The sequence below is a fragment of the Stenotrophomonas sp. Bg11-02 genome (genome assembly GCF_002836635.1).
GTDB classification, from domain to species: Bacteria; Pseudomonadota; Gammaproteobacteria; order Xanthomonadales; family Xanthomonadaceae; genus Stenotrophomonas; species Stenotrophomonas lacuserhaii.
On sequence record NZ_PJAY01000060.1, the window covers coordinates 318,846 to 334,789 of the forward strand.

Consider the following 15,944-nt stretch of genomic DNA (forward strand, 5'->3'; position numbering starts at 1 on the left):
GGGCCGGCGTGATCAGGTCTGTGGTGCTGCAGTTGCTGCCAGGCGCTCGAGGCGCTCGGCTTCGCCGGCATGGAAGTCGTGGCGCTCGCGGGCGGTGAAGTGGCCCTGGTCAACGGAGCGAAGTGCGTGCTCTGCTGCTTCGCGGTGCTTGGCGGCGAGCTGAGCCAGCCCAAGAGGACCGTCGTTGAAAATGTCCAGCTGGTTCCGGATGTCGAGGGGCTTCCGCACTGCGCGTTCTCCGTGGCGCGATTGAAGGGGTGCTGGGCGGTCAGGCCCGATCAGCGTTTGATGCGTGGCCAGAGCTCGGGCAGCGCGCGCTGCCAGCGCTTGAAGTCGACCCGAATGCCGGCGCGCATCGCGCGCTGCAGGGTTGTGCCGAACTGGATTCGGTAGCCGAGCCACGGGCAAGGCACCCGTTCCTTGGCAACTGCATAGCGGGCGAGTCGTTGCTGCTCCGTCATGCGGGCCGTGCCAACGATCACCGCATCGAGCCCACCGCCCAGGCAGCGCAGGTCCGCCATCACCGCACCAGACGGTGCGCGCGAGGCGCGATCCGCTCCTGGGACTCGGCGAGGCGCTGGATGTCTTTACCGTGGCCGTGCCAGACGCGGTAGGGGTGCGTGCGCGGCGCCTTCGCGCGCTGCAGGGCGGCCACCTGGTCAGGCGTGGGGTCAGGAGCCGGCAGGCGGATCGCGGGTGCCTTCATGCTTGCGTTCCGACAGGCTGGTGCAGGCGGTAGCCAACGCCGCGGATGCTTTCGATGCGGTGGCCCGGGAACGCCGCCAGTTTCTGCCGCAGGCGGCAGACGACGACCTGTGCGACGTTGGACTTGGGCCGCGCGGCCTCCGCGCCGTGCAGCACGTCGGCCATCGTGGCCAGCAGCACGGTGGCGCCGCCGGCGCGGATCAGGCGCGCCAGTACTTTTGCTTCTGCCGGGCTCAGCTTCACTCGTCGGCCATCGGCCACCGCCAGCAGGCCATCGAGCACAACGTTGCCGCCGCTCACGGGGTGACCTCAACGAATGCCAGGTTGGAGATGACGCACTGCGACCGGGCCACCACAGGGGAGTTGGCCGGCTCATCGCCGTCGGCAGTGGACAGGGGGACCACCGCGTTGGCCCGGACGCAGGCGTCGGGGGAAATCATGAAAGAGCCGCTGGTGACCGCATCGACGGCGTCCAGCGAGGCCTGCCAGCGACGCGGCTCAAAGCCAGCGCTCACCGCCCGGGCGACGCCTGGCGAGCAATCCGGCACGCGGTCCGCATCACGGGAAGCGTTGAGTGCGGTGCTCGCGACGGTGGCGCGCAGGCCGAAGTCATCGGCGGGAGCCAGCTCGTACACGGCCAGAGCCGCACACACACGCGGGCTGGCAACCACAAGCCCGTCCGGAACATGGGCTGGCTCGGCGGCAGGCGCTCCAGGTGAAGCTGCGATGCCCGCGACAGCCAGGGCGGCAAAGCAGGCGAGGGCAGCGATGCCGATCTGGCAACTGCGTTTGATACGGGGCGTCAGGGGCATCTTGTGGCTCCGGAAGAAATGTGTGCTTACAAATATAAAAGCACGCTTATATCTGGAATGCAAGCACACTTATTCAGCAGCCTTCTACGCTTAGGCCGAACGGTCCTCTGGAAGTTAGATATGAAACGGATGTCGTGCGCTTTCGCGCTGTCCTTCCTCAGCGTTGGCGGAACCGCGCTGAGTCAGAACGTGGCGTGGGATGGCCAGATGGCTCCGCTGCGCGAGCGTGCGCGAGAAGAGTTCATGGGGATCACCTTGGGAGACGGCCTCTTCAGGGAGTGTCCGGTGGACGGGCGCATCAGTTACCGGCCGACCTACAGGCTCGATTCCACCGATGGCCCTTGCTGGATGGCACCGAGCATGCAGCCAGGCTCGATCACTCAGCCTCAAGAATACGAATACCTGCCGGTGCACGTGCGGGACGGTAAACGTCCAACTGGCACGCGAGCTGTCCAGGTGACAGTGAGCGGCGGCCGCATCAATGCGGTTCACGTGTCTACCGACGGATTCCGCCATCAAGGCGCGCTTTTTGGGCAGCTTAAAGAGAAGTACGGTGACCCGACTTCCTTCGAGACACGGGAAATGATCAGTGGGACCGGCGGTAAGTTCGACGCATTGAGTGCCCGCTGGGAAAAGCCGAACCTACACGTCACCTTCAGTGGATTGGCAGACCAAATCGATCAAGGGCTGATCTCTGTCTACACAGATTCGGGCAAAGCTGCAGCTGAAGCACGCGTGCAGCGAGGACGCAGCACCTTCTGAGCTGCGGCTCTTGATTCACACCTCATGCGCGCTGCGCAGCAGCGCCAGGCCCAGGATCTTGCCGCCGACGTGAAGCTGATCAGCTTCGCTGGCAGGAATGACCTCGCTCAAGTATTTGGGGTTGGTGCTGATGACGTGCAGGCCGTCGCGCAGGATCTGCAAGCGCTTAACGTAAGTCAGGCCGTGCAAATTGATCAGGTAAAGCCCATCTCCGTCGAAGTAGTTCTTAGACGCATCGACGAACACGACATCACCGTTCTTGATATCGGGATACATCGAATCGCCGCGGACGGTGACGAGGCGGACCCGATCAGCTTCTGGAACGAAGCCTATCTGTTGGCGTAGCTGCCACTCGGCGATGTCTAGCTCGCGCACAACTTCCGGAAAATCCTGATTCATCGCACCGAAGCCTCCTGATGCCTCGCCATCCATCACTCGGAGGCGAACATATCCGGGAGGAGTCTCATCACGTGATATCACCGTGTTCTGAGATTCAACGCCGCGCTCTGGCAAGTCACCCGCAATCAGCCATTCAACGCGGAACGGTCGGTAGATACGCGCGAGTTTGACTGCAGTCTCGCCGCTGAGAGACTTCGTCTTCCCGTCTTCCAGTTGGTAGAGGGCTGACGCGGTAATGCCAGCGCGCCGCGCCGCTTCCGCTGGCTCGGTGTAGCCGCTTTCGATCCGGGCGTGCTTCAGGCGCGTGGCGAGGGCTGTTGTCATGTTAGCGAGCTTATGTCCTGTCCATAGAAGTGTGCTTGCATGGTTCGAATAAGCGTGCTTATACTTGGGCCATGAACATGCCCTCGATCAGCAAAGCAGACGCAATATCGGCGTACGACGGAAATGGCGCTGCCCTTGCACGGGCGCTGCAGATCACGCCGTCGGCGGTCTACCAGTGGCCTGAAGGGCCCATCGACGAGAAGTGGGCTCTCAAGCTCCGCTACGTGTTGATGCCGGACTTCTTCATCGCCCTCGAGGCGTCGCGGGATCCGGACGCTGATCGCATCGTAGCCGTGGAGGGGTGCTGAGCCATGGCACGTAAAGCCGCCGCCCAGGCGCCGAAGAAGAAGCGCACTGCGGCCCAAGTCTGCACGGCGCTGGCCCGTTCAAACCAAGTGATCGAGGCGCTGCGCCAGAGGCAGGAGGCGCAGGAAGCGCGCGAGAGCCTGGCCGCCGCAGTGGCCGATGAGCATGACCCCGACATCAACCGAATCGTCCCCGTGGAGGGGTGCTGACCCATGGCTATCGAGAATCTTCCGACTGTTTCCCACGTGCTTGCCGGCGGCGCTGGCGCAGTCATTGCGCTGTCGATCGCATGGTCAGTGACGCGTCTGCGTAGAGCACTCGCCCGCGCGGAGCTGGATGCGCTCGCCACACGTATTTCTGCACTTGAGAGCAGCGCGATAGTGCTCGCCGGTCGGGGTGCTGGCAGTTCTTGGGCTCGCGGAGCTGCGGTTGCGTTCGAGCAGGAATCGAAATCCCGCGCGGAGGCCCTCTCAGGAGAGCGTTCCGCGCGAGATGGCTCTCTTAGGAGCCCACGAGGATCTTGACCGATTTCCGGAGCGACTCTGCCTCTTCTGGCGGAAGGTTCGCTGCCATGCCCTCCAGCACCACGCGAACCATCTCGTGGAACCGCTCGTCGTTCTTGTGCGAACTGCACAAGGCAGAAACAACGATCTGCAAAGCCGAAATCTGATTCGACGTCGCATTGTTTGAACCACTCATGTCGCCCTCCTTGCGGGCTGTGTTGTTGGCACATCCAGCTTAACGCGGGGAGGGCGACACCCGCTTCCTTATTCATCGGCTTCCTGTCCATGGAGCCACTTTGCATCGCCTCCCGAGGTGCGTAAATGAAGTCACAGTCTCAGTTCCACGAACCCCGTTCCACGACGGTCTTCCGCCACACGGCCGAAGCCATCCGCAACAGCAGCCATACCGATGCCAGTCTGGCGCAGGTCATCGCGGACCAGTACATGCGCGATGTCGCGCCTGGCGAACGAATCCTGACGTTCCACGTCGGTACCGACATGGACTCGATGGACAAGGCGCACAAGGCGAATGCCCAGATCGTGGCCCGCATCCGCAACGGTACGGTGAAGATGCCGACCGATCTTGAAGAGTCATGGGTGCGCGCGCTGCCGCAGCCGTGGAGCGACAACTGCGCCCGGGAGCTGGCCAACCGCTACGGGTTCATCGGGGCCCGCATGCCCAAGCTGAGCCCCCAGGCGGGCGTGCTTTGCGTTGGCCGCATCTCGGTCGAATACGGCCAGACCATCGAGGCTCTGGCGAACGTCCTGGCCGATGGCCGGGTCTGCGTGCAGGACGTGCCTGAGCTGCGCACCGCGCGCGAGGAGCTGGCGCAGATGCGCGCGGCGATGGAGACGCTTGCTGCGTACGTGGACGGTCACCTCTACATGTTCGATCCGTCCATCGGCGCGCCGTCGGCCGGGGTGCTCCAATGAGCAGCTGCGCGGTGATGGCCTGGGCACTGACCCTGGTCGACGAGTTCGAGAAGGCGGGCGAGCCCGTTCCCGAGAATGCGGTGCCCATGCTGCCGCTGGTGGACGTCGTGCTGTGGGTGAAGCAGCAGGACGTGCCGGTCACCCCGCAGGACCTAGCCACACGCTACAACGTCTCGCGTGCGACGGCGTTCCGCTGGGCAGCTGCCCTGAAGGCCCACGCAGGCCACGCGCCAGCGTGCCGAGCCAGCGGCCTCAGCCTCCGTGCAACCCTCGGCATGCGCCAGCAGCACCGCGATGCAGCGCTTGCTGCGCGCAAGGCATCGGTGCAGGCATGAACCTGGCTCACACACTCGGGACGCCCTGCGACGTCGCCGGGAACGCCGAGCGCGCCGACGACGAACGCGTGCCTGTCATGCCTCCACCGAGGCGCAGCAATGCCGCCAAGCACGTGCTCAGTGGGTACGGCAGCACCAGGATTGTCATGGAGTTCACGCGCTGGGCCGTGGAGCGGGATGAGTTCCCGACCATGGAGGCGATCGTGCGCCGGTTCGACGTAAGCAGGGCCACCGCCTACCGCTGGCGGAACGCGCTCGGCGAAACCTACATGCTGGACTCGCTGCCCCCCAACGAGCATGAGCGCTTCGTGATCGCAAATGCTCGTCGGCGCAAACCCGCTGCCACGGGCACTGGGGCCGGCTGATGATCTACTTCGAGCTGTATCCCGGCGACTACCTGCGTGACACCAGCAGGCTGTCGCTCACTGAGCACGGCGCATACCTGCGGCTGATGCTCGCCTACTACGCCGAGGAGGAGCCGCTGCCGGCTTCCTTCAGCGAACTCTTCGTGATTGCCGGAGCGACGACCACTGCAGACAAGGCGGCGGTGAAGAAGGTTGCTGAGCGCTACTTCCCGACAGGTGAAGACGGCCTGCGACGTAATGGCCGGGCCGACGAAGAGATCGTCAAGGCGCAGGAGCGGATGGCTGGCGGCAAGGACCGCAAGTCCGCCAAGAAGGGCAATGAGGCGGAGCGCCAGGCACGCACCCGGGCCCGCCGCACCATGTTGTTCGAAGACCTTCGTGCAGTAGGTGTGGTGCCGGATGGCATGGCGTCGATGGATGAGCTGCGCGCGCTGCATGTCACGCACGTCACGGGCAGTGACAGGGAGACAGGGGCCGCGCTGTCACGCGTGACCGGGTGTGACATGTCACGCGTGACTAAGGGTGTGACGCAGGGTGTGAACACGGGTAACCAGACCTCAGACCCCACTTCTACCCCAGTTACATCACAGCACTCTCCAGGGTTCCCTGACGGTGTGACGGATGCAGGGCGAGCGTGTGTGCTGATGCGCCAAGCCGGTTGTCACACCACCAACCCGAGCCATCCCGACCTGGTGACGGCGATCAAGGCCGGCGTCACGCCTGAAGTGCTTCGGGACACGGTCACCGAAGGCTTGGATCGCGGCGTCAGCAATCCCTTCAGCTGGGCCATCACCACGGCCCTGAACCGACACAAGCAGGGCGCCAGCCCGTCCAATTCCAAAACGCCCGGAGCCTCCAATGCAACGCTTCACCACGGTTCTGCCGACCACGTCCGACTCCTCCGCGAGCAATTCCAGCGCAACCAAGCAGGCAGTGGCAGCTCTGGCGGCGAAGGCGGAAGGGGCGGAAACGTCATCGATGGCGATTTCGCCGTTGTCGGCTGAGCCTCTGAACCCCCGCGCCGGCGACGCCTTGTGGACGCTGTGGGAGCGCATGGCAGCGATGTTCCCGGGCAAGTGGGGACGTGACAACGGCCCTGCGCCCATGAAGCAGGACGGGCAGCTGACCATAGCCGGTGAGACGTGGCTGCAGGTGATCACTGGACTGCGGCCCAGCCAGATCGCCACGGGGATGGCTGCATGCATGCGCGAGTCGCGGGAATGGCCGCCGAACGCACCGCGGTTCCTCGCCATGTGCCACGACATCCCGTCGCTCTCCCTGGTGGAGCAGGAGCTGGGCCCAGGCCGCGACCGCTGCGGGTTCACCACGCTGGTCCGGTCAAAGCTCGACCTGCACGTGTATGCAACAGCAGACGGTCAGCACCAGGCGCGCCTCGCCCGCGATGCCTACGAGCGCGCCGTGCGCCACGTGCTGGACGGTCTGCCGATCCCGGCGGCTGTCCCGGCGCTGCCGGCGCCGCCGCCGACGGTAGAGCCGGTGCGCGATCGCGATGCCGCCGCTGACGCAATGGCGCGCGCTGCGGCTGAGCTTGGCTTCGGGAGGGTTGGTTGATGTCTGCCACGGAACGCGACTACCAGCTTGATCTGGCTCTGCACTGCCTGTGCCGGATCGGTGATGCCACGGCTTCCGAGTTGCTGGAGGCCATGGGCAGCGCCGCGCTCGACGCTGGCCACCCACGCCATCTGCTGCCTGTGACCCCAGCGGCCGTGGCCGGCCTGCTGCGGGACCTGGACCGGCGGGGCGAAGTGGCTCGGAAGGAGAACAGGCCCAGCTCGCGCGATGGCCGGGTAGTTGCCGCGTGGGGCCTGACCACTGAACGCGAGTGCGGAACGCTCCCGATGCCGCCGCGCGCCGGCCAGGCAGGCATGAGCGCGGCTATGGCTGTTGCGCCCCTCGGCACGCCGGAAAGGGCTCGCGGCCTCACTCCGGAGCTGCGCATGGGCCTGCTCGAAATGGAGTTCCAAGCGCTGCTCGAGCAGATGGACCGCGACCACCAAGCCAGCCAAGCGCGCGCGCGCCGCGAGTTCGAAGCGTTCCGCGTCAGGGTCGGCAAGGTGCTGGCGTTCACCGAGGCGCAGCCGGCATGACCAAGCCCAAGAGCAGCCGTTCCCTGCGCTATCGGACCGAGCAGGACATGCCGCCTGGCATGCGGCAGCTGGTGCAGCGCGCGCCGGCCGCCGCCACGCCAGCGCAGCCATCCGGGTACCGGCCGGCCAATGCTGCAGCACTGCTCAGCACCGACGCGAAGCCCGGCCGCGGGCGGACCAGGCACGTGGCTGGTGAGATGAACAAGACCGAGGGCGCCTATGCAGCGCACCTGGAGGCACGGAAGCGCTGCGGCGAGATCCTGTGGTTCGGGTTCGAGTGCTGGACGTTCAAGTTGGCAAAGGACACCCGCTACACGCCGGATTTCGTGGTGCAGCTGGCAGATGGCGTGCTCGAGCTGCACGAAGTGAAGGGGCGCAAGCGCGGGAACGGCAAGTACTTCGCCGAAGACGACGCGAAGGTGAAGGTCAAGGTGGCGGCAGCGGTGTTTCCGATGTTCGCCGTAAAGGTTTGCTGGCCCGACGGCGCCGGCGGTTGGAATACGGAGGATTTCTCTTGAGCGAGATGATGATTGGCAGCGCCGCGGTGCGCCGCGATGAGGCCGGGCGCTTCTGCCTTAACGACCTGCACCGCGCGTCGGGCGGGGAGCGGCGGCACCAGCCGGGTGAGTGGATCCGCCTGGGCCAGACTGAAGACCTGGTCGAAGAACTGGCCAAATCCGCAGATTCCCGTAGTTACCCGATCGACACCCGCGTCGGCCGCGGCGGCGGCACCTACGTGGCGCGTGAGCTTGTGTACGCCTACGCGATGTGGATCAGCGCCGCGTTTCACCTGCAGGTGATCCGAGCTTACGACCAGCTGCAGGCGGCGCCGGCTGGGCCCAGCCCGCTGGTGGCGTTGGACGACCCGGCGACGTTGCGTGGCCTCCTGCTGACCTACACCGAGCGGGTCGAATCGCTGCAGGCGCGGGTGCACCACCAGGAGCCGCAGGTGCGCGCGCTGCAGCAGCTCGCAGGCGCCGACGGTACGTTCAACATCACCACCGCGGCGAAGATGCTTCAGATCAAGCCCCGCCAGCTGTTCGCGTGGCTGGAGCAGAACGGCTGGATCTATCGCCGGGCCGGCAGCCGCAACTGGCTCGCGTATCAGCCTAGGCTCAATACGGGCGTGCTCAGCCATAAAGCCGTCGTCACCAGTGGCACCGACGACGTCCAGCGTGTGCACGAACAGGTGCTGGTGACCGCCAAAGGCCTGACCAGGCTCGGTGAGCTGATCAACCGCGACCAGCTCGGCTGGACGCCAGCGGACCACACCCGCGCGCAGCAGCTGGCGGTGTCGGCGTGAACCAGAGCACCTGTCCCTTTGTGAATGAAGCCCGGTTCCTCGCGCGAGAGGCGCATGCGCACCAGGTCGACAAGGCTGGCCGGCCCTACATCGAGCACGTGGCTCGGGTAGCGAGCGCCGTGCAGGGTGACGATGAGGCCGAGGCAGTCGCCTGGCTGCACGATGTGATCGAGGATGCCCCTGCGATGGGTACCCAGGTGCTGCTGTTCCCGCAGCCCATTCTGGAGTCCGTGCTGGACCTCACCCGGGCGAAGGGGAGAGGCGAAGCGTTTTATTACTGGCGTATCAGGAATAACCCGCTGGCACTGAAGGTGAAGTTGGCCGATATCGCCGACAACAGCGACGAGGCGCGGCTGGCGTTGCTGGATCCGCGCACCGCCGACCAGCTCCGGGCCAAGTACGCCAAGGCGCGAGCCGCATTGGGGGGCGCATGACGCGGGCAGCAGGAGCCGGTGATGGCTTACTTCCTGATCGCCGACAGCGGTAGCGACCCGATCGTTTCAGAAGTTCTGGGCGTGAAGCGTGCGCAGATCGAGGGAGTCCGTAATCCCGGCGAGCACCTGGTGGAGCGCCGGGATGTAGGCGAGCACCAGCTGCGCGCGCTGGCCCAGCAGTTCCTGAAAGACCACGGGCACGCCATCGCGCCCGCCAACGTTTCGACTATCGAGGTAACACCATGAGCGATATCCCCAAGTTCCAGAGTCTGGACGAGGCAGCCCACCACCTCTACCTCGCCGGCGATGCTGGGCCCATCCTGTGCAGCGTAGATGGGAGCCGCTGGCTTGCCTGGCAGGACGGTCGTTCGAAGCTGGTAGCGGACGAGGTGGACGACATGGACGGATGCATCGCCGCATGAACCAGCTCACTCCATGTGCCAACTGTGGCGAACGTCGAGTTGGTGTGCGCGTACATGCGGCGAAGCGTGGTGCATCGACCGCCCAGGTGGCATGCACCATGTGCGGGGCCAAGGGACCGCTGATCTCCTCAAACGACGGCAGCGCCGTTGATGAGGCAGCCCGGCAGTGGAACGCCCTTCCTGCGGCAGTGCTGCCTGAGGTGTCAGCTCGCGCTGGGGCCAAGTCCATGAAATGGCCCGGACCCGAAAGCACGAGGGATCCGCTCGAACTGCTGGCACGCATGGTTGTATCGGGCAGCTACCGTGTGCCCGTAGAGGGCAGGGCCACACTACCCCCGTTGAGTTCGGCCGACGTTGCCGGTGCGCTGGGGATGATGCGCGATCCGCTGGCGAAGGTGGCGGCATTGGCGGTTGCGCTGCGCGCCGAGGGTGTGGACCTCGCTCGGTTCGGGCGGCTGGCGCTGCAGCGGGTGGTGCGCGCGCTGCACCATTTCGACGGCCACGTGCCTCTGCAGCTGGATTGCCCGGCAGATCGGTGGCGACTGCGGCTGGTGCTGCAGGACGCAGCCGATGACCTGGTGTGGCCAGAGCGCAAACGTCCCTCGGCGGAGGCAGCGCGCGCTGTAAAGATGCGGAAGGGCGACTACCTATTGGTATACAAGATTGCGCATGGAACTGTAAGGCAGGCGCTTGAGGACGGGCGCCGCGAGTTCCGGCTCAGGCTCTTCTCTTTCGGATGACTGCCCAGAAGGGCTAGTCCAATTCTGCGAAAGCGGACCAATCCTGCGCCCGTATCGTTCGGGCGTCCATTGGTCATCGCAGACCGCACAGGCGGATACCCCGTCTTGGGCGGCAAGGGCAACGCCTCGAACACGCGCTCTTAAGTCAAGACGGATTCCAGATTTCCCCTAGAACGCGATGCCGGTCTACAATAGACACTCAAACACCAAATGGATCGGCCAGCGATGACTCCACCCTGACGCTTGATTGATGAAGCGATCCAGACACTGATGTCTGGAAGGGTGCCTGTTTATTTCTTTTGGCGCGCACGTTTGTGCGCGGAGATCATTTCATATGTCTGCAATTTTTCCTCTCCGCCAGCAATGGCTGGGCAACATCCGTGGTGACCTGCTTTCCGGCATAGTTGTTGCACTGGCCCTCATCCCGGAAGCAATCGCGTTCTCCATCATTGCAGGCGTCGACCCCAAGGTGGGTTTGTATGCCTCGTTCTGCATCGCGGTCATTACCGCCATCGCCGGAGGTCGTCCTGGCATGATCTCTGCTGCGACCGGTGCCATGGCCTTGTTGATGGTCACATTAGTAAAGGATCATGGCATCCAGTATTTGTTCGCGGCGACGATCTTGGCTGGCGTGCTGCAGATGCTTGCCGGCGCCATGCGACTGGGCTCGCTGATGCGGTTTGTGTCGCGATCAGTGGTTACCGGTTTCGTCAACGCGCTGGCTATCCTGATTTTCCTTGCACAGTTGCCCGAGTTGATCGGAATGCCTTGGCTGGTCTATGCGATCTGTGCTGCGGGTTTGGCGATCATCTATCTATTGCCGTTGCTAACCAAGGCAATTCCTTCGCCCTTGGTGGCCATCGTCGCGTTGACTGCTGCGTCCATTTACTTCGGGTTTGAGGTGCGCACCGTCGGCGACATGGGCGAGCTGCCGGACAGTCTTCCTGTGTTCCTTATCCCTGACGTACCGCTAACTTGGGAGACGCTGCAAATATTGCTGCCAGTTTCGGCGACGTTGGCGGTGGTCGGCCTGCTGGAGTCGCTGATGACGGCGCAGATCGTGGAAGACATGACCGAGACGCCGAGCCAGAAAAATCGCGAGTGCGCAGGTCAGGGGTTGGCCAACACGGTCACGGGATTCTTCGGTGGCATGGCAGGCTGCGCAATGATCGGGCAGTCCGTCATCAATATCACGTCGGGTGGCCGCGGCCGGCTTTCCTGCATGGTAGCCGGCGTGGTTCTGCTGCTGCTGGTGGTGTACGGTTCCGGCCTGGTGAGTCAGATTCCGATGGCAGCGTTGGTGGCGGTGATGATCATGGTCAGCATCGGCACGTTCAGCTGGCGGTCGCTGCGTGAGCTGGCCATCCATCCCAAAAGCTCCTCGGTGGTGATGATTGGGACTGTGGTCGTCACCGTGGCCACTCACGACCTTGCCAAGGGCGTCCTGACAGGCGTCGTGCTGTCAGCAGTCTTCTTCACGCGGAAGGTGGGCAAGATGCTCACCATTGCCGAGACCCAAATAGATGCGGATTCGCGCGTCTATCTGGTAAAGGGGCAGGTGTTCTTTGCGTCTGCCGGTCAGTTCGTGAGCAGCTTCAACTATCTGGATGTTCCTAAAGACGTCATCATCGATCTGAACGATGCGCACTTCTGGGACCTTACCGCTGTAGACGCACTCGACCGGGTGGTGATGAAGCTGCGTGAGCACGGGGCCACCGTCGAGGTCTATGGTCTCAACGATGCGAGTGAGACCCTGGTAGATCGCTTGGGCAAACATCGTACGCCGGGGGCGACGCTGTCGTCCGGCCATTAAGCAGCAGGCAGGAAGGCGGTCGCCGACGGGGTGTCCGCCTTCCTCAACCGGATGCCGCGCGAGCGATCGGGACGGACGCAGTGACCTGTTTCGTCATTTGTCCGCTTGTGGCCGAGAGCGAACGTCTTTTCCGAAGTGGGCAGGTCAATCGAGCGCACTGCAGCGAGACTGCGGTAATGAACATTACCGCAGTTGCCGCAGTCGGCACGGTTTGGTAGCAGCGGGGGGCAGTTGATGGCCTTGTCTGTCGGGCCATGCGCCGCAATGGTTTCGCAATGTGTGGTAGGCCGATCCTCTTGCAACCGAAAGCTTAATTTCTGCGCACTGACGGGAGACTGCGGTAAGCAACATTACCGCACTTGATTTGGGAACCAGAAGTAGTTCAGTCTTGCTACCGTGGGCGAGGGAAGTAACCCGCCATATGAAGCCGCAGGCTCGAGCTCGGGAGGCTCGATCACCTGCGGCTTCGCTCTTTTCGTGCACCAGCAGAGGGGCGAGTTGCCAGATGGGCGCTGGGCCGGACTGTAAATCCGGTGTCTGAGACTCGCGTGGTTCAACTCCACGTCGCCCCACCATTCCGAACTACGGGGATTCCCGTAGTTTCCAGAAGATGACAATCAGGCCCACGCCACCGGCGTGGCCTTTCCATTTGCGGGCCTGGCCGATTGGTCAGGCATCACCCTTCCAAGGTGACCAGGTGGGTTCGATTCCCACGGCCCGCTCCACCATCAAACAGGGCGGCGCCCTGATGCTTGCAGGCATCAGGCCGCCGCCGCAGTACACGCGTTTCAGCCGCGTGCCATTGACCTAGGCCCTGCCGCTCTCCGGAGAGCGCGTGCAGTTTGCTTAACGAATGTCGCAACAGCTGAGACTTTGAAGACAAAAACCCTTTTCCCGTGGCCGGGTGGCAAGACACGCCTGGCGAAGAACCTCCTGCCGCTGATCAATGAGCGGCCCCACACCTGCTATGTCGAAGCCTTCGCCGGAAGCGCAGCGATGCTTTTCGAGCGGTCACCGGCAAAGATCGAAGTCCTGAATGACACGCACGGCGAGCTGGTCCGGCTCTTCCGCGTCGTGGCCAACCACCTAGACGAGTTCGTCCGCCACTTCAGGTGGTCCCTCACTAGCCGAGAGATGTATCGGTGGGCACACCTCCAAGACGTGGAGACGCTGACCGACATCCAACGTGCGGCCCGGTTCTACTATCTCCAGAAGCTGAGCTTCGGCGCCAAGTTGGAGGGACAGACGTTCGGCGTCGGCCCGACCTCCACGAAACGAATCAACTTGATGCGGCTGGAGCAGGACCTGAGCGACGCACACCTCCGGCTCCAAGGGGTCGTGGTTGAGAACCTTGGTTGGCAGCGATGTGTCGAGAAATACGACCGTGCTGAGACGCTGTTCCTCCTGGATCCCCCGTATTGGGAAACCACCGGTTACGGGGAACCCTTTCCCCTGCAGCAGTACGAGCAGCTTGCCTCCACGATGGCGGGATTGAAGGGCAGGGCGATCCTGACCATCAACGACCACCCCGAGATGCGCCGGCTGTTTGACCAGTTCGAGCGGAGGGAGGTCCCCATCCGCTACACCGTCGGTGGCGGCGCCGGCGTGGCTCGCACTGAGCTGATCTACACCACATAGCTGAGCCTCGGCTCGAACGTCCATTGCCCGCCCCGTGACCGGAACAAACCTCGTGCCTAGCCGGCAGGGGGGCGGGCATCTTGTAGGAGACCCCATGGTGAGCATCGAAACAGTCGCCGCCGGCATGGGGTTCCCGCCGGCGCTGGCGCTGGCCCTCGAGCAGGCCTGCCATCGCTTCGGCATCGACACCGAGCTTCGCGTCTGCCACTTCTTGGCGCAGGTAGCGCACGAGAGCGGTACCGGTCGCTGGCTGAAGGAGCTATGGGGGCCGACCCCCGCGCAGAGCCGGTACGAAGGCCGCAAGGATCTGGGCAACACGCAGTCTGGCGATGGCTTCCGCTTCCGTGGCCGTGGTGGCATCCAGCTGACCGGCCGATTCAACTACGAAAAGTACAGCCAGGCCATCTACGGTGATGACCGTGCCGTACGGAATCCGGACATGGTCGCCTCACTGCCTGATGCCGCACTGGCGGCTGGGTACTTCTGGAACCGGGACGGGATCAATGCCGTCGCCGACCGGGACGACGCGCTGGCAGTGAGCCGCGCTGTGAACCTCGGTTCGCCCACCAGCAAGGCCATGCCGAATGGCCTGGACGACCGCAAGCAGAAGCTGAAGCTGGCCAAAGCTGGCTATGCAAGGTTGGTAGTCCGATGAGCGAGCCCCTGACCATTGCCAAGGCCTTCGCCTTAGTCCTGGCTGCCGCCGCGGCTCCAACCGCTATCGCCCCTGGGTCGGTCCACGTGGAATGGCTGCACCTCGAGATCACCACGGCCTACTTCGGCGTGCCCTTCAACGTGCTGTTCGCCGCAGCGCTGGGCAGCTTGGGTGGCGTGTGGAACCAGAAGCTGCCGACCCGGCGGGAGCTTGGCATTGCCTTCCTGGGCAGCACCATCCTTGCGGTAACCATGAGCGTGCTGGGGCCGGAGGTGCTGAACGCACTGGGCCGCTGGACGCTCGGCGACGGCTATCAGCCGATGGGCTGGTCCAGCACCGGGGTGCATGCCTCCGCGGCCATGCTGCTGGGATTCACTGCTCAGAACTGGGGGCCTGAGCTCATTCGTGGCGTTGGCCCGTTCTTCAAGGCCCTGCTGCGTCGCTACTTGCCCCGTAAGGAGGGCCAGCCATGACTTACTCCCTTTGGTCGCTGGCAGCAGTGCCAGCGTTGGTCGTGATCTTCCTGACTGCCCTGTATGGGCTCAATGACGTTCGGATCCGTAAGGTCCGGCAACTGGCGCGCGGCCAAGGGCTGGTCGAGCTGGCCCTCGGCGCCTCGTTCGCTCTCATGGCCTCGATGAGCTTCCTGATGGGAACCGCCTGCGTGATGGGGGCCAGCCTCTACACTTGGCGCGGAACACTGCTGATGTGGGGTGTCGCGGGGGTGTTCGGGCTGGTCGGGAGATTCGCCCCGTGGCGTAACTGGATCCAGCGAATCGCCGCGGCTGAGGCTGCGGCCACCGGTGCGCAGGCATGAGCCGCCCGCTTATTCTCCTCCTCGCATTTGCGACATGGTCTGCTGGCATGTTCGCTACCGGGTGGGCATGGCGTGGCGATCGCGCCGAGGGCGACGAAGCCCTGGAACAGGCCTCAGTAGGTAAGCAGCACTTGACCGCTGAGCAAGGCGCGCGCGCGACCGAACACCAACAGGCCAGTACCCTGGCCACCATCGGAGCAAAGCATGAAGAAGATCGCGCTGCGGCCCCGGCCGTCGCTGATGCTGTTGTGGCTGACCTGCGCTCTGGCGCTCTCCGCCTGCGCAACGACCTCGCCGCGTGCCACACCGACCGCCTGTCCCATGCTGCCGCCAGCGCCGGCCAACGTGATGCGGCCCCCGACCTCGGAGTCACGCTTGCGGGCCCTGCTGTTCGAATCGGCCGAGACGCCGACGACCAGCTCCGCGCCTGTCAGGCCGTAGTCGCGGCGGATCGTGGGACGGAAGTGGAGGTCCCGGCCGGGTCGTGGAACATTCCTGTGAAACCCCGTGATCCATTGATATCAACGGGTTATCCACAGAAAGCTGAACGGGCGGGGCCCCTGACGACAT

Annotated in this window: 28 protein-coding genes and 2 tRNA genes; 23 read left to right on the forward strand and 7 right to left on the reverse strand. The window is 64.2% G+C overall.

Features of this window, described 5'->3' with window-relative positions; translation table 11 throughout:
* Positions 1-12 precede the first annotated feature (12 nt).
* Genes CXG43_RS11715 through CXG43_RS11735 form a run of 5 tightly spaced genes read right to left on the reverse strand, consistent with a single transcriptional unit; the run spans position 13 to position 1,517 of the window.
* Positions 13-228, reverse strand: a complete 216-nt coding sequence (locus CXG43_RS11715; protein WP_101100082.1) for a hypothetical protein — start codon at positions 226-228, stop codon at positions 13-15.
* A 50-nt stretch (positions 229-278) separates the two neighbouring features.
* The gene (locus CXG43_RS11720; RefSeq protein WP_232767747.1) at positions 279-521 is read right to left on the reverse strand and encodes a hypothetical protein; all 243 of its coding nucleotides are present in this window, start codon (positions 519-521) and stop codon (positions 279-281) included.
* A complete protein-coding gene (locus tag CXG43_RS11725) occupies positions 521-706 on the reverse strand; it encodes a hypothetical protein (protein ID WP_101100084.1) in 186 nt (61 codons plus the stop codon). The genes CXG43_RS11720 and CXG43_RS11725 overlap by 1 nt, the downstream gene beginning before the upstream one ends.
* Positions 703-1,005, reverse strand: a complete 303-nt coding sequence (locus CXG43_RS11730; RefSeq protein WP_101100085.1) for a helix-turn-helix domain-containing protein — start codon at positions 1,003-1,005, stop codon at positions 703-705. The genes CXG43_RS11725 and CXG43_RS11730 overlap by 4 nt, the downstream gene beginning before the upstream one ends.
* Positions 1,002-1,517 (reverse strand): hypothetical protein, encoded by a 516-nt coding sequence (locus CXG43_RS11735; protein ID WP_101100086.1) that lies wholly within the window; start codon positions 1,515-1,517, stop codon positions 1,002-1,004. Before CXG43_RS11735 ends, CXG43_RS11730 begins: the two co-directional genes overlap by 4 nt.
* Before the next feature lie 120 nt (positions 1,518-1,637).
* Between CXG43_RS11735 and CXG43_RS11740 the strand changes: the two genes are divergently transcribed.
* Complete coding sequence (locus tag CXG43_RS11740; protein ID WP_101100087.1) at positions 1,638-2,279, forward strand: hypothetical protein; 642 nt, start codon at positions 1,638-1,640, stop codon at positions 2,277-2,279.
* Positions 2,280-2,294: 15 nt separating this feature from the next.
* Here CXG43_RS11740 and CXG43_RS11745 read toward each other — a convergent pair whose 3' ends face one another.
* Positions 2,295-3,002 (reverse strand): helix-turn-helix transcriptional regulator, encoded by a 708-nt coding sequence (locus CXG43_RS11745; protein ID WP_101100088.1) that lies wholly within the window; start codon positions 3,000-3,002, stop codon positions 2,295-2,297.
* Between the two features lie 71 nt (positions 3,003-3,073).
* On the opposite strand from CXG43_RS11745, the gene CXG43_RS11750 reads away from it, so the two are divergent.
* Both CXG43_RS11750 and CXG43_RS11755 read left to right on the forward strand, forming a co-directional pair.
* Complete coding sequence (locus CXG43_RS11750) at positions 3,074-3,310, forward strand: hypothetical protein (RefSeq protein ID WP_019182725.1); 237 nt, start codon at positions 3,074-3,076, stop codon at positions 3,308-3,310.
* A gap of 3 nt (positions 3,311-3,313) precedes the next feature.
* The gene (locus tag CXG43_RS11755; protein ID WP_101100089.1) at positions 3,314-3,517 is read left to right on the forward strand and encodes a hypothetical protein; all 204 of its coding nucleotides are present in this window, start codon (positions 3,314-3,316) and stop codon (positions 3,515-3,517) included.
* Between the two features lie 292 nt (positions 3,518-3,809).
* On the opposite strand, the gene CXG43_RS19145 is transcribed toward CXG43_RS11755, so the two are convergent.
* Positions 3,810-4,007: a hypothetical protein gene (locus CXG43_RS19145; protein ID WP_101116070.1), complete on the reverse strand. Its 198-nt coding sequence runs from the start codon at positions 4,005-4,007 to the stop codon at positions 3,810-3,812.
* A 125-nt stretch (positions 4,008-4,132) separates the two neighbouring features.
* Here CXG43_RS19145 and CXG43_RS11760 point away from each other — a divergent pair, with 125 nt between their 5' ends.
* From CXG43_RS11760 to CXG43_RS19460, 20 genes are all read left to right on the forward strand, one after another.
* A complete protein-coding gene (locus CXG43_RS11760; RefSeq protein WP_101100090.1) occupies positions 4,133-4,744 on the forward strand; it encodes a hypothetical protein in 612 nt (203 codons plus the stop codon).
* Positions 4,741-5,079: a hypothetical protein gene (locus tag CXG43_RS11765; RefSeq protein ID WP_101100091.1), complete on the forward strand. Its 339-nt coding sequence runs from the start codon at positions 4,741-4,743 to the stop codon at positions 5,077-5,079. Before CXG43_RS11760 ends, CXG43_RS11765 begins: the two co-directional genes overlap by 4 nt.
* Complete coding sequence (locus tag CXG43_RS11770) at positions 5,076-5,444, forward strand: hypothetical protein (protein WP_101100092.1); 369 nt, start codon at positions 5,076-5,078, stop codon at positions 5,442-5,444. Before CXG43_RS11765 ends, CXG43_RS11770 begins: the two co-directional genes overlap by 4 nt.
* The gene (locus CXG43_RS11775; protein ID WP_101100093.1) at positions 5,444-6,448 is read left to right on the forward strand and encodes a YdaU family protein; all 1,005 of its coding nucleotides are present in this window, start codon (positions 5,444-5,446) and stop codon (positions 6,446-6,448) included. The genes CXG43_RS11770 and CXG43_RS11775 overlap by 1 nt, the downstream gene beginning before the upstream one ends.
* Complete coding sequence (locus CXG43_RS11780) at positions 6,423-7,016, forward strand: hypothetical protein (protein WP_101100094.1); 594 nt, start codon at positions 6,423-6,425, stop codon at positions 7,014-7,016. The genes CXG43_RS11775 and CXG43_RS11780 overlap by 26 nt, the downstream gene beginning before the upstream one ends.
* Positions 7,016-7,552 carry a hypothetical protein gene (locus CXG43_RS11785; protein ID WP_101100095.1) on the forward strand — a complete coding sequence of 179 codons (537 nt, stop codon included), beginning with the start codon at positions 7,016-7,018 and terminating at the stop codon, positions 7,550-7,552. The genes CXG43_RS11780 and CXG43_RS11785 overlap by 1 nt, the downstream gene beginning before the upstream one ends.
* Complete coding sequence (locus CXG43_RS19455; protein ID WP_101100096.1) at positions 7,549-8,070, forward strand: hypothetical protein; 522 nt, start codon at positions 7,549-7,551, stop codon at positions 8,068-8,070. The genes CXG43_RS11785 and CXG43_RS19455 overlap by 4 nt, the downstream gene beginning before the upstream one ends.
* A 5-nt stretch (positions 8,071-8,075) precedes the next feature.
* Positions 8,076-8,855: a phage antirepressor KilAC domain-containing protein gene (locus tag CXG43_RS11795; protein ID WP_101100097.1), complete on the forward strand. Its 780-nt coding sequence runs from the start codon at positions 8,076-8,078 to the stop codon at positions 8,853-8,855.
* Positions 8,852-9,289 (forward strand): HD domain-containing protein, encoded by a 438-nt coding sequence (locus CXG43_RS11800; RefSeq protein ID WP_101100098.1) that lies wholly within the window; start codon positions 8,852-8,854, stop codon positions 9,287-9,289. Before CXG43_RS11795 ends, CXG43_RS11800 begins: the two co-directional genes overlap by 4 nt.
* Before the next feature lie 21 nt (positions 9,290-9,310).
* A complete protein-coding gene (locus CXG43_RS11805) occupies positions 9,311-9,535 on the forward strand; it encodes a hypothetical protein (RefSeq protein ID WP_198551380.1) in 225 nt (74 codons plus the stop codon).
* Positions 9,532-9,711, forward strand: coding sequence for a hypothetical protein (locus CXG43_RS11810; protein WP_101100099.1), 180 nt, complete (start codon positions 9,532-9,534; stop codon positions 9,709-9,711). Before CXG43_RS11805 ends, CXG43_RS11810 begins: the two co-directional genes overlap by 4 nt.
* Positions 9,708-10,451, forward strand: a complete 744-nt coding sequence (locus tag CXG43_RS11815) for a hypothetical protein (protein ID WP_157825200.1) — start codon at positions 9,708-9,710, stop codon at positions 10,449-10,451. Before CXG43_RS11810 ends, CXG43_RS11815 begins: the two co-directional genes overlap by 4 nt.
* 334 nt (positions 10,452-10,785) lie before the next feature.
* On the forward strand, positions 10,786-12,264 hold the full coding sequence (locus CXG43_RS11820) for a SulP family inorganic anion transporter (RefSeq protein ID WP_101100101.1): 1,479 nt from the start codon (positions 10,786-10,788) through the stop codon (positions 12,262-12,264).
* Positions 12,265-12,754: 490 nt separating this feature from the next.
* Positions 12,755-12,839: transfer RNA gene (locus CXG43_RS11825), tRNA-Tyr, on the forward strand.
* A gap of 76 nt (positions 12,840-12,915) precedes the next feature.
* A tRNA-Gly gene (locus tag CXG43_RS11830) sits at positions 12,916-12,989 on the forward strand.
* A gap of 148 nt (positions 12,990-13,137) precedes the next feature.
* Entirely contained in the window at positions 13,138-13,902 is a 765-nt protein-coding gene (locus CXG43_RS11835; protein ID WP_019182740.1) for a DNA adenine methylase, read from the forward strand.
* 94 nt (positions 13,903-13,996) lie between these two features.
* A complete protein-coding gene (locus tag CXG43_RS11840) occupies positions 13,997-14,557 on the forward strand; it encodes a glycoside hydrolase family 19 protein (protein ID WP_101100102.1) in 561 nt (186 codons plus the stop codon).
* Positions 14,554-15,030, forward strand: a complete 477-nt coding sequence (locus CXG43_RS11845; protein ID WP_101100103.1) for a hypothetical protein — start codon at positions 14,554-14,556, stop codon at positions 15,028-15,030. The genes CXG43_RS11840 and CXG43_RS11845 overlap by 4 nt, the downstream gene beginning before the upstream one ends.
* A complete protein-coding gene (locus CXG43_RS11850) occupies positions 15,027-15,374 on the forward strand; it encodes a holin (RefSeq protein WP_101100104.1) in 348 nt (115 codons plus the stop codon). Before CXG43_RS11845 ends, CXG43_RS11850 begins: the two co-directional genes overlap by 4 nt.
* The coding region (locus tag CXG43_RS19460) for a lysis system i-spanin subunit Rz (RefSeq protein WP_232767750.1) at positions 15,371-15,944 on the forward strand (574 nt) is incomplete at its 3' end. The genes CXG43_RS11850 and CXG43_RS19460, both read left to right, overlap by 4 nt.